The following is a 12,891-nucleotide window of genomic DNA, read 5'->3' as shown; positions in this document are numbered from 1 at the left end:
TTTAACAATGAGAAATAAGAATGTTTGTCAAAAAGGGAGTAGTATTATGAAATTTATCGATTCGCAATATGTTAGCAAGATGTCAGAAATTACAAATGAGTTATATAAACATGGTTGGGATGAAAGAAACGGTGGCAATGTAAGTATGCGACTCACCCAATCAGAAGTTGATCAATTTGAGGATCTTAATAATGTTTTGAGAAACATCCCGATTAAGTTCGATGCTACTCCATTGGCAGGCCAATATTATCTCGTAACAGGAACTGGTCGCTATTTTAAGAATGTTCATAATTTTCCAGAACGTGATACCGGTCTTGTAAGAATTGCTGAGAATGGTACTTCGGTAGACTTAGTTTGGGGATTTAATGATGGGGGTCAACCAACAAGTGAATTCCCAGCACACTTAATGACACATATTTCTCGTCAAAAGATAGACTCAAATCAACGTGTTGTAATGCATTGTCACCCAACAAACTGGGTAGCACTTTCATTCACACATAAGTTAGATGAAGCTAGTGTCAGTCAATTATTGTGGAAGATGCAAGCCGAATCGATGGTCGTATTCCCAGAAGGTGTTGGAATTATTCCATATATGACTCCAGGGACAAATGAAATTGGTGAAGCAACTGCAGATAAAATGAAAGAATTTAGAGTTGTTATGTGGCCACATCACGGAATCTTTGCCTGTGGTGACACTATGGATGAAGTATATGGACTAATTGAAACGGTTGAAAAGGCATGTATGATTTATACAGCAATTCAAAGTCAAGGTGGTAAGATTCTACAAAGTATTACAGATGAAGATTTGATGGATTTGGCTAGGTCATTTAATGTAACTCCTAATCCAAGACTATTTCCAATGAAGGTTACTAACTAATATATAATTACGCGTTACGAAATCAATTAAGAGAAGGTTATTATTTATGAAGATTAAAGCTGCTGTTGTTGATAAAGTAAATGATCCATTTGTGATTAAAGATGATGTTGAGTTGGCTGAAATGACTGATGATGGACTACAAGTAAAAGTAGTTGCTTCGGGTATTTGTCACTCAGATGAGGCTTTACGTAAAGGGGATGCTGCATTCAGTTTTCCTGTTGTACTTGGACATGAAGGTTCAGGTATTGTTGAAAAAGTTGGTAAGAATGTAAAGAACTTTAAACCAGGTGATCACATTATTATGTCATTCTATTCATGTGGCGAATGTGATAACTGTCTAAAGGGAAAGCCAACACAATGTCGTAAATATGCTGCATCTAATCTTTCTGGGACTCGTCCAGACGGATCAGATCATTTCACGGAAGATGGGCACCATGTTAGTGACATGTTTAATCAATCATCATTTACAACTCATACTGTGATCGATAAACGTAATGCTGTGAAAGTTCCTAATGATCTTGATTTAAGAAAACTTGGACCTCTGGGCTGTGGTTATGTAACAGGAAGTGGAACTGTGTTCAATACACTTCAACCTAAGCCTGGTGACACAATTGCTGTATTTGGAACAGGTGCTGTTGGATTAGCTGCTATGATGGCAGGTAAAATTTCAGGATGTGTAAATGTGATTGCTGTTGATATTGTTGATTCACGTTTGGAATTAGCTAAAAAAATGGGAGCAACTGATATAGTTAATAGTAAGAATGAAGATTCCGTTGAAGCTATTAAGAAGATTACAGGCGGATTAGGTGTAGATTGGGCTGTTGATACAACCGGTGTAGCTTCTGTTATGAAAGATTCTATTGCAGCACTTACACAAGGTGGAACAACCGCAACAATTGCCGTAACACCTCATAACATCGAAATTAGTACATGGAATGATCTATGTGTTGATGACAAAAAAGTTGTTGGTGTTAATATGGGAGATGCAATCCCACAAGTTGATATTCCACGTTTAATCAAATTCTATCAAATGGGTGTATTCCCATTCGACTTGACGGAAAAAATGTATCACTTCGATGAAATCAATGAAGCCGATGCAGATTCAGTAAGTGGTAAAACAATCAAACCTATTTTGGTTATTGATGAAGGATACAAACCAGAAGATTAGAATGAAGTAAATTTTGGTAAGTTACTATCTATACATTAATGTTTATCGTGTTAGTTCAGGAAAAATGATTTATCCCGCTTAAATCAAACAAGACTATTGAGTTGAATTGGCTGTCATTGTCAAAATTGATTATAAATAAAAGGAGTTATTTCCACTTGGTTCAAACCAACAAGTAGGAAATAGCTCCTTTTCAATGCGCAGTATGATATTTTACAGAAAAGTATCACATTTTACGTCAGATGACTATTTAGAGCAAAAGGACTTATGAGGCTATTAACGAAAATGATGGTATTAAGCTGTGTTGAAGTAATTGATAATAATAAAGTCGTTGTGGTTAGGGTGTGGGCGAAGCCCACGTAAAGAAAATGACGATTGTGCGAAGGGCTTATAAATTTCGCCGTTTTATAAATTTGAGTTTATCGTTATTAATAATATTTTTCGTTCGCAAATTGACTTCCATTGGCACAAGTCAAGAACAAAAAGGCGGAACTAAACAGGAGTATATAAAGATGAAAATGAAATAGTTATATATTCTAGATAGCTGTCTTATTTAAATTCTTTTTGTTAGTATGTTACAAATAAATTGATTAAAGTTGTAACAATCTCCGAGTTGTAGAAAACGCTTACTTGATACAATTATCTTATAAATAGTAGATGATTAGGGGAAAATAAAAATGGTTGAAATTGATTTGAATCACATTTATAAGAAATATGATAATTCTAAGGAAAGCGATTACGCAGTTTCAGACTTTGATCTCCATATTAAGGATAAAGAGTTTATTGTATTTGTAGGACCCTCCGGATGTGGAAAATCTACTATCTTACGAATGATTGCTGGATTAGAAGATATTACAAAAGGCGAACTCATAATTGACGGTAAATATGAAAATGATACTGCACCTAAAGAACGTGATATAGCAATGGTCTTCCAAAATTATGCTTTATATCCACATATGACGGTTTATGATAATATGGCGTTTGGGCTCAAACTTCGTAAATATGATAAAACTGAAATTGATAAAAAAATCAAATATGCTGCTGAAGTATTGGGACTAGAGGATTATTTACAAAGAAGACCTGCTGAATTATCAGGTGGTCAGAGACAACGTGTTGCTTTAGGAAGAGCCATTGTACGAGATGCTCCTATTTTTCTAATGGATGAACCACTATCTAATTTGGATGCAAAACTTCGTGTCAGCATGCGGGCTGAGATTGCAAAATTACATCAAAGATTGAATACGACAACAATTTATGTAACACATGATCAAACAGAAGCAATGACTATGGCTGATAGGATTGTTGTCATGTCTATGGGAGAAGTTCAACAAATTGGAACTCCGAAAGAAGTTTATTTACACCCGAAGAACAAATTTGTTGCCGGATTTATGGGATCACCATCTATGAACTTTTTCGATGTTACTTATAGGGATGGTATGATTAATGACGGAAAAGGATTGAGCCTGAAGGTACCTGAAGGACGTTCTAAAGTGCTTAATGAACGAGGATACAATGGACAAAAGGTAACGATGGGATTGCGTCCTGAGGATATTCATGCGGAGGGCGCGATGGAAGAAGTATGGCCAAATTCAACAGTTAATGCAGATGTAATTGTTTCTGAATTATTAGGTTCAACTTCAATGCTATATTCTAAAGTTGGCGATACTGAATTTGTCGCAATTGTAGATTCACGTGATTATCATAAGCCTGGAGATAATGTGAATCTAACATTTGATTTAAATAAGGCACACTTCTTTGATGATAGTTCGTTAGATGCAATATATTAAATTGGTGGTTATAAAATCGTGGAAGAAAATGTTTCAAAATTTTTAGATCTATATCCCAGTGCTGAAATTGTTAATGCTCCTTTTAATGTTGATGAAAATATGAATTTTCTTATTTCTAATCAATGGGTTACCATTGCTAAGAGCAAATTGAATGAGCATGATAAGTTTTTGCTGTCGCTAATTAATAAAGAGGAAAGCAAAAATACAATTAAAAATTTGTGGTGGAAAAAATTAACTGAGGAAAAACAAGAGGCACCCCAAAAGGGAATAACCATTAAGGTATTTCAGTTTCGAATAGATAAAGCACAATCAAAAGAACAGTCACAACAATGGCTAAATGTATTTAAAGATACGATAGATAATGTTATTGATTCTTTCTTCATTGGGCCAAATGCAGGTATAGTGATACAGGAAAAGAATAAGGCCAATGTTGATTTAGCTTATGTGCAACAAATGGTAGAATTGTTGGATTCTGATTTTTATACAAATACACATATGTATATTGGAGAGCCTTGGTCTGCAGATAAAGACTTATCTGATATTTTTAATGAGGAAAGAGAGTTCTTTTACTCGTCAATTCGTCTGAAAAATAATGTAAATGATTTATCAACTGTGATTTTAGATTACTTAATAGATCGTAATCTAAGAAAATCTAAATTGTTCAAGAATTTACACAGACGCGTGAATATTGATATGGCTACTTCCAATATGATAAATACGTTGTATGAATGTGATTCAAATATGGCAAAGGCGTCTAAACTACTTTTTGTCCATAGAAATACATTACAATACAGAATTGAAAAATTTTACGAGACAACGGGATTTGATTTGAAAAATCATGAGGATTTAGCCCTCTGTTTTTTACTGTTGAAATAACAGATTACTTAAATAATGGTGTGGTTTACTCCAAACCATTATTTTTTCATCAAAGTCGGGTTCAAAATAAAACTAAAAATTCAAATAATCAAAATTAAATAAAAATCCCCTTAATAAATTGACTTAGTGTGTTGGCAATTTATTAAGGGGATTTTTATTTAAACTGTTCCTCGCATTATTAAATGGGGTTTTAAACTGATTTGGCGAATATCACTATGTGGATGAATAATTCTATATTGTAATAGTTCATAAGCTGTTGTACCCATTTCCTTTAGATTAGTTGCCATTACGGTCATACCTGGATTTGTAAGCCGAGAAAGATCAGTATCGTCAAACGAAATCACTTTAATATCCTGCGGGATCTGTTTACCATGGCTTTGATAAAAATTGATTAATGATAATGCATAACCATTATTGACACAGAACCATGCTTCAGGTGGATTTTTTATTTTTTCCAGTGCTACAAATAAAGAATTTTGATCTTCTTGAAGTTGATTTATTATCCAATCAGGACTGGTTTGTAGGTTTAAAGCGTCCATGGCTAATTTAAAACCAGTAAAGCGTTCCTGGTAACTTGGTGATCTACGGTTATCGCCAATAAAGCCAATTTTTTGGATATTATTTTTTTTCAGATAATATAATGATTCAATTGTGCCATCTACATTTGCCGTTAGTACGCTGTCTATATTGAGATTTGGTTGATGATGATCTATTAGAATTTTAGGGGTTTTTATCGTGGAAAGTTCGTTTAAATAGCTAGAAGAAAGGTAGGATAAAATAAAGATTCCATCATAATCTGAACCTTTTAATTTAGAAGGAATTATTAATTTTTCTTCTTCCTGGGAAGTAATAGAGTATAAATCTAATTCTTGATTGTTTGCTAGTATTTGTTCCTTGATACGATTCAAAATGACTCCGAAAAAACTATTTAGAGATAGGGTCAAGTCTGATGCAACTAATGCAAACCTAGTCCCTTTAACGACTGGTTCATTATTAGTAGAGCTTTCATATTTATATCCTAGACGTTCTGCAGTACGCAGTACGTCTTTTTTTGTTTGTTCACTAACTGTGTTTTTACCACGTAAGGCCTGGGAAACAGTATTTTTAGAGACACCCAATCTATCTGCAATAGTCTGCATCGTTATTTTCATATTTATTATTTCCACCAATCTCACATTATTAATTACTTTTATACATTACTGCAAGTATAAAACTAGCTTTAAACAAAGACAATACACAAATATAAGATAAATTACTAAAATGTTATTGACACAATTACAGTAATGTTATTATAATGACAGCGTAAATGAAAAGGCTTACAAATTAAGGAGGAGATTCGTTGTGAAATTTAGTAAATTAAGTAAAATTGTTGGAATTGCTGCAATCCTATCTATGGCTTTAGTTCCTTTGGCAGCTTGCGGGAATAAATCGGCTTCTAGTTCTGGAAGCTCGACCACAATTACATTTTGGTCGGCTCCTAATCCACCACAAGTAAAATATTGGAAACAAATGGCTACTGATTTTCATAAAAAGAATCCTAACATTACTGTTAAGGTTTCGCAGATGAAAGAAAGCCCAACATCTGAGGCAACAATTCAATCAGCAATTGCTTCAGGAACAGCGCCAACATTATCAGAAAATATTACTCGTAGTTTTGCTGCTCAATTGGCAAAAAGTAAGGCTATTGTTCCATTAAATACGGATTCAACAACAAAATCTGATATGGCAAAGTTAGTAACTAGCCGTAATATGACAAATACAATTAACAGTTGGAAATTCTCAAACGGTAAGCAATATGTTATTCCGCTATATTCAAACCCAATGTTAGTTGGCTGGCGTTTAGATGAACTTAAGAAAATTGGAATTACTACTGTTCCCAAGACATATAGTGATGTGGAAAAAGTAGAAGAAGCACTTAAGAGCTCAAATTCTAAAAAAGTTGTTTATGCTAACCCTTATTCAGTTGATCCGACAGCATATCAACGTTGGTTCGATTTCTTCCCATTCTATGATGCAGCAAGCAATGGCGCTGGATTTATCAATGGTAACAAGTTTGTTGGTGATAAGAAGGCCGGAGTTGAAACATTCCAGTTTGTCCAAAACCTATATAAGAACAAACAATTTGTAACTAAGAAGACAACAGATCCATTTGAAACAGGACTTTCACTAATGAATATTATTGGACCTTGGACTTTCCCAAATTGGGCAGAAAAGTATCCAAACTTGAAATATAACGATAATTACACAATTACAAATGTACCTGTTCCTGATCGCATGGCCAATGCAACAAATGTCAAAACATATGCAGATGCAAAAGGTGTAGTTCTTTATGCAAAAGCAACTGCTCCACAAAAGAAGGCTGCTATTAAATTTATGAAGTTTGTTATGGGTGATGTTAATAATGATGTAACTCTATTGAACAAAACTTCACTATTACCTGCTCGTGATGATGCCGCAACGAATAAAGCATTCAATGCCTACTTTGCAAAGAACCCTGAAATGAAAGAATATGCAAAGAATGTACCTAATGCTATCCCTGCTATGGATAATGCCAATTACAATACCTTACAAGAAAAATTAGGTAATGAAGGTTGGATCCCAGCAGTTAAAGGACAAAAGACACCTGAAGTTGCTTGGAATGACATGTCTAAGGCAATTAAAGGAGAACTATAATTATGAAACGCATGAATAACAAATTGGGCTGGCTTTTTACCGGCCCTTATCTTGTTTTTACCATAATATTTTTCTTGTTACCGTTATTATGGTCATTCTGGTTAGCTCTTACGAATTGGAATTTAATCTCACCAGATATTAAATTTGTAGGTTTGAGTAATTTTGTTACTGCAATTACAAGTCCTACAATTCATCAAGCTTTTTGGGTAACATATAAATTTTTGCTTGTATTTGTTCCCTTAGCATTAATTTTATCAATGTTAGTTGCAATTTTAGTTAATAGATTACCTAGATTTAAAGGATTATTTATGGTTGCATTCTTCTTACCATATTTATCAAGTGGGGTTGTAACTTCACTTATTGTAAAAGGAATTCTCTCATATAATGGACCAATCAGTACTTGGCTAAGAACAACATTTGGCTTAGATATCGATTGGTTGGGATCTCCAACATCTGCCTTGATCGTAGTTTCATTTATGATTGCATGGAAAATGTCTGGATATTACGGGTTAATTCTTGTTTCAGGTTTAAATAGTATTAACAATGAAATTTATGAAGCAGCAGCGTTGGATGGAGTTAACCGTTGGCAAAGATTTTGGAAGATTACCATTCCAATGATGTATCCATCACTTTACACGGTTTTGATTTTGGCAATTGGAGTAAGCTTTGGTATTTTTACTGAAGTTTATCAATTGACTGGTGGTGGACCAAATGGAGCAACAAATACTTGGCAAATGGAAATTTATAATCAAGCCTTTGTCAATCTGAAATCTGGTTATGCATCAGCAGTTGCTCTTATTGCGGCTGTAATTACATTCTTGTCTATAGGTGTATTACGAAACTTAATTGAAAAGTGGGGGCATCATTATGGTTGGAACTAAAAATAAACCTTATAAAGTTGCTCTAAATTATGCAATAACGATAGTATTTTTGCTTATTATGATATTTCCATTTATTTACCTGATTTTGAATTCCTTTGCAAGTTGGGATCAAGTTGATAAGCATTTAATCCCTACTAGTTATACTTTGAGATCGTGGCAATGGTTATTTAGTAATAGTGTCACGGTTGCACCAGCACCATGGATAGCTGCTTTTTTTCACACATTTTTAGTAACAACGATAAGTGTAGCTTTAATGATGTTATTCGCTGTTATGGTTGCTTATGCGCTCGCAAAAGTAAGATTTCGTGGTCGTAAACTGGTTGATAACTTTATCATCTTTCAAATGTTTTTCCCTGCGATTATTTTATTAATCCCTCAGTTCCTGTTAGTAACAAAAATGGGAATGATTGACAGTTTTTCTGGGATGATTCTTCCAACTGCAGTAAGTATGTGGGCAATATTTATGTATACAAACTTCTTTAAGGCAATCCCAGATACATTAATTGAATCTGCAAAATTGGATGGGGCATCGGATTTACAAATATTGTTCAAAATTGTGATACCTATGTCTAAATCAATTACAACTGTTATCTTTTTATTTCTATATACAGAACGTTGGACAACACTATTGTGGGATATGATCGTTTCTAAAAGCGATGGGACAGTTACTCTTAATGTTTTAATTTCACAGATGTTCGGACCTTATGGTACTTATCCAGGGCCCATGTACGCTGCATCAGTTCTTTTAACACTTCCATTAATAGTTTTGTTCCTATTATTTTCAAAGAATTTCCAAGACGGTATGCAATATACGCTTAAGTAAAGGTGGAACTATGAAAGAAATAAAAGAATTGTTAAGCAATCATCGAAATAATAACTCCGGAAAATCAATGAAAATTGAATTTAAAGGTGTTGATGGATTTGATGTTTATAATACGTCCATTTGTTTTGAGCTGAATCATGAAACGATGATTGCGGGTAGAGTTGAAAAACGAAATTCAGAGAAGTCAGAAACTCGAATTTTTAAAAAAGTTGATGAAAATAAATTCGAATTATTACCAGAATTTTCACTATCATTACAAGATCCATTTATTACAGTAATAAACAAGGATGAGATAGTGCTAGGTGGAGTTCAGGTAGATTGGACCGTTCCTGAAAAGCCCGTCTGGAGAACAGAATTCTATCGTCTTTATGATGATTTACATGCGGAACTTCTATTTAGAGGCCCTTTGAAAATGAAGGATATTCGTTTGCTAGAACTCAATAATAATAGAATTTTGATGTTAACAAGACCACAGGGTGGAGAAGCATCATTCGGAAAGATTGGAATACTTATTCGATCAAAGATATCCGAATTTGAAGAAGAAGAAATTGAAAATGCACCTTTATTAAAGAATAATTTTGAAGAAGGAACCTGGGGTGGAGCCAATCAAATTACACAGGTTTCAGATAATGTTGTTAAGGTAATTGGACATATAGCTGAAAAAATTAATAATAAACTTCATTACTATTCAATCTCATTTTTTGTTGATCTAATGGCTCAGAAAATTTTCAATGAACATATTATTGCTGAACGAAAGGATTTTTTGGCAGGTCCAACTAAAAGAGATGATTTAGCAGACGTGGTGTTTACGTCTGGCATTAATGAAGATTCAACCGGGAAACAATGGTTGTTGTGTGGAACTAGTGACTGTGAGGAACAATGTATTGAAGTAATCGAATGAATGTAAGGAGTACTAAAGTTTATGATTAAAGTCGAACGCTATAAAAAAAATCCAATTATAACACCGGACATGATTAAACCTATAAATTCAGGTTATCAAGTGGTTGGGGCATTTAATGCTGCTGTGACCGAATATAAGGGTGAGATTTTACTTATCCTTAGAATTGCAGAACGTCCAATTAGTAATGACCCCAATATTGAATTAGCACCATACTTCGATTGTGAAACTAATAAAACCAAAACAATTGGTTTAGACAGGAACAGTGGCAAGTATAATTTTGACGATAGCCGTGTGATTTCAACAATTGGTAAGGAAAATGAATTCGATTTTCTAACCTCGATTTCATATTTGAGAATTGCCAGAAGTACTGATGGAATCAATTTTGTTATTGATGATGAGCCCTTTGTATACCCACACAATGAATATGAAACGTTTGGTGTTGAAGATCCACGTTGTTCAAAGATTGATAACACTTATTATTTGAATTTTAGTGCCGTTTCAACTCATGGGGTTTGTGTTGAATTAATTTCAACTGAAGATTTTAAGAGTTATAAACATATTTCCAGAATCTTTAATCCTGATAACAAGGATGTTGCACTATTCCCAGAGAAGATAAACGGAAAATACTATGCACTTAATCGTCCAACCGTAAAATCAACTGGACATAATGATGTATGGATCAGCTCTTCTCCAGATCTCAAGGCTTTCGGTGATCATACTTGGCTATTCACGGGTTCAAAAGATGGTTGGGATAATGGACGAGTAGGGGCTGGTTTGCCTCCCATTAAGACAAAGTACGGATGGTTAGAGATTTATCACGCCGCAGATACAAAGTCACGCTATTGTCTAGGAGCAATGTTGTTGGACTTAAATGACCCAACAAAGATAGTTAAAAGACTATCAGAACCAATTTTAAGACCGGAAACAGACTATGAAAAAAATGGATTCTTTGGAGAGGTTGTCTTTAGTTGTGGTGCTACGCTGACTGGTGATGTTCTAAGCATTTATTATGGTGTTGCTGACACATCAATGGCTGTCTGCAAGTTTTCAATGATGGAAATATTAAATGAAATAATGAAATGATTTTTTTGTTATAAAAGGCGGTGAATTAAAAAGGATGAACTGGCAAGATAATTTTCAAATGTGGGAAAATAATCAGAAGCTTGATTCAAATATCAAAAATGAATTAAACAAAATTAATGATAATGAAGAGTTAAAAGACCGTTTTTCAGCATTTCCAACATTTGGAACTGGGGGAATTAGAGCTAAGTTAGGCGTCGGGACTTCAAGATTAAATTATTATACAGTTGCTAGAACAACAGAAGGTTTAGCAAATTACATTTTGAAGAATAAACGTGAGAACGAAGGAGTTGTAATTAGTTTTGACACAAGAAACTATTCCAATGATTTTGCCATAATTTCAGCTAATATTCTGGCTCAAAATGGGATAAAAGTTTATATCTGTAATCATGTCACTCCAACACCAGAATTATCGTATTTGGTTCGGCATTTCGAAGCTGGACAAGGAATAATGATAACTGCGAGTCACAATCCAGCAATTTATAATGGGTATAAGGTTTATGATTCTGATGGAGGACAAATAACACTTGATACTGCTAATGAGATCAGTGTGGAGATTGATAAGTGTAGGAACTATTTGGAGTTGTCTGTAAATACTAAATTAACTGATAGTCCATTGGTGAACATTCTTGATGAGGATGTTGAGAATCTTTACTTACATCATTTGAAAGAAGTTACCCGAAATCCAAAGATGATAGAAAAGTATGGTAATGAGTTAAAAATTGTTTATACACCATTACATGGAACTGGATTGAAGCTAGTAACAAAAGGACTGGAAGCGGCAGGATTCACTAATGTGATTGTTGAACCGCAGCAAGCCATTCCGGACCCAAATTTTTCAACAGTTAAATTTCCAAATCCAGAATTTCCTAGCGCCTTTGATTTAGCAATTAAATTAGGTTATAAGGAAGATGCCGATATTTTAATTGCAACTGATCCGGATGCCGATCGTCTTGGAGTTGCCTTACGGGATGAGAACGGAATATTTAGATTATTATCAGGTAATCAACTTGGAGCATTAATGGTTAACTATTTGGTAAATCACATATCCCAAAATGACCATAGTCGTTATCAAGTGGTAAAGACTATAGTTACATCTAATCTCGGAGCCGAAATTGCAAAAAAGAATAATTGCGATGTTAGGGAGACACTAACGGGATTTAAGTTTATCGGAGAGCAAATAGAAGAAATAGAAGAATCAGCTGATGATATTAAATATTTGTTTGCCTATGAAGAGAGCTATGGATATTTAATTTCTCCATTCGTTAGAGATAAGGATTCTATTCAAGCGGCATTGCTTACTGCGGAAATTGCACTTAGTCTCAAACGGCACGGAGAAAATCTTTTGACACAACTTGAAAGTCTTTATAGTGAATTCGGTTTTTATCAAGACAAGTTAATAACTAAGACGTTTACAAGTGAGGCGGAAGCTAACACTTTAGTTGGTAAAATAGCAGAATTACGTAATTCTCATCCTAAAACGATAGGAAATATGGTAGTACAAAAGATACAAGATTTTGAAAAATCCGAACAATTTGATATTCTCAATGATTCTGTTCAAGTACTGAAATTACCAAAGTCTAATGTAATTAAGATTATTTTGAAAGATCAATCTTGGCTAGCCATTCGTCCTTCTGGAACAGAACCTAAAATAAAGATTTATATTTCATGTGTGGGTAATGCGAAGAAAGATTGTCAAAATAAACTGTCTGTTTTAGAGAATTTTGCTAATAAGCTTCTGGAAGTGTGATATATCAGAGAATTTAATCGGCAATAAATTATTCTGCAGATAAAAAGGGGTCATTAATCTAACAAGGGTTAATGACTT

At 34.1% G+C, this 12,891-nt stretch carries 11 protein-coding genes; 10 read left to right on the top strand and 1 reads right to left on the bottom strand.

Annotated features, from left to right (window positions below; all coding sequences use genetic code 11):
- Window positions 1-7 precede the first annotated feature (7 nt).
- The 4 genes from rhaD to FFM71_RS10095 all read left to right on the top strand — a co-directional run bounded on the left by rhaD (window position 8) and on the right by FFM71_RS10095 (window position 4,705).
- Window positions 8-877, top strand: a complete 870-nt coding sequence (rhaD, locus tag FFM71_RS10110; protein WP_373278804.1) for a rhamnulose-1-phosphate aldolase — start codon at window positions 8-10, stop codon at window positions 875-877.
- Window positions 878-923: 46 nt separating this feature from the next.
- Window positions 924-2,045 (top strand): NAD(P)-dependent alcohol dehydrogenase, encoded by a 1,122-nt coding sequence (locus FFM71_RS10105; RefSeq protein ID WP_137612051.1) that lies wholly within the window; start codon window positions 924-926, stop codon window positions 2,043-2,045.
- A 674-nt stretch (window positions 2,046-2,719) separates the two neighbouring features.
- On the top strand, window positions 2,720-3,829 hold the full coding sequence (locus FFM71_RS10100) for an ABC transporter ATP-binding protein (RefSeq protein WP_137612050.1): 1,110 nt from the start codon (window positions 2,720-2,722) through the stop codon (window positions 3,827-3,829).
- 18 nt (window positions 3,830-3,847) lie between these two features.
- Entirely contained in the window at window positions 3,848-4,705 is an 858-nt protein-coding gene (locus FFM71_RS10095) for a helix-turn-helix domain-containing protein (protein WP_137612049.1), read from the top strand.
- A 158-nt stretch (window positions 4,706-4,863) separates the two neighbouring features.
- Here the strand turns inward: FFM71_RS10095 and FFM71_RS10090 are convergent, their stop codons facing one another.
- Entirely contained in the window at window positions 4,864-5,856 is a 993-nt protein-coding gene (locus FFM71_RS10090; RefSeq protein ID WP_137612048.1) for a LacI family DNA-binding transcriptional regulator, read from the bottom strand.
- Window positions 5,857-6,046: 190 nt separating this feature from the next.
- Between FFM71_RS10090 and FFM71_RS10085 the strand changes: the two genes are divergently transcribed.
- The 6 genes from FFM71_RS10085 to FFM71_RS10060 are packed head-to-tail and all read left to right on the top strand — an operon-like array spanning window position 6,047 to window position 12,813.
- Entirely contained in the window at window positions 6,047-7,378 is a 1,332-nt protein-coding gene (locus FFM71_RS10085; protein ID WP_137612047.1) for a type 2 periplasmic-binding domain-containing protein, read from the top strand.
- 2 nt (window positions 7,379-7,380) lie between these two features.
- On the top strand, window positions 7,381-8,259 hold the full coding sequence (locus FFM71_RS10080; RefSeq protein WP_137612046.1) for a carbohydrate ABC transporter permease: 879 nt from the start codon (window positions 7,381-7,383) through the stop codon (window positions 8,257-8,259).
- On the top strand, window positions 8,246-9,082 hold the full coding sequence (locus FFM71_RS10075) for a carbohydrate ABC transporter permease (RefSeq protein ID WP_137612045.1): 837 nt from the start codon (window positions 8,246-8,248) through the stop codon (window positions 9,080-9,082). Before FFM71_RS10080 ends, FFM71_RS10075 begins: the two co-directional genes overlap by 14 nt.
- Window positions 9,083-9,092: 10 nt before the next feature.
- Window positions 9,093-9,983, top strand: coding sequence for a DUF1861 family protein (locus FFM71_RS10070; protein WP_137612044.1), 891 nt, complete (start codon window positions 9,093-9,095; stop codon window positions 9,981-9,983).
- 21 nt (window positions 9,984-10,004) lie between these two features.
- Window positions 10,005-11,066, top strand: a complete 1,062-nt coding sequence (locus tag FFM71_RS10065) for a glycoside hydrolase family 130 protein (RefSeq protein ID WP_223876523.1) — start codon at window positions 10,005-10,007, stop codon at window positions 11,064-11,066.
- A 34-nt stretch (window positions 11,067-11,100) separates the two neighbouring features.
- Entirely contained in the window at window positions 11,101-12,813 is a 1,713-nt protein-coding gene (locus tag FFM71_RS10060) for a phospho-sugar mutase (RefSeq protein ID WP_137612043.1), read from the top strand.
- The last annotated feature ends 78 nt before the right edge of the window (window positions 12,814-12,891 follow it).

The organism is Companilactobacillus huachuanensis (assembly GCF_005404815.1).
Classification (GTDB): Bacteria; Bacillota; Bacilli; order Lactobacillales; family Lactobacillaceae; genus Companilactobacillus; species Companilactobacillus huachuanensis.
Note: the sequence above shows the minus strand (reverse complement) of the source record. Positions and strands in the feature narration are given on the sequence as shown.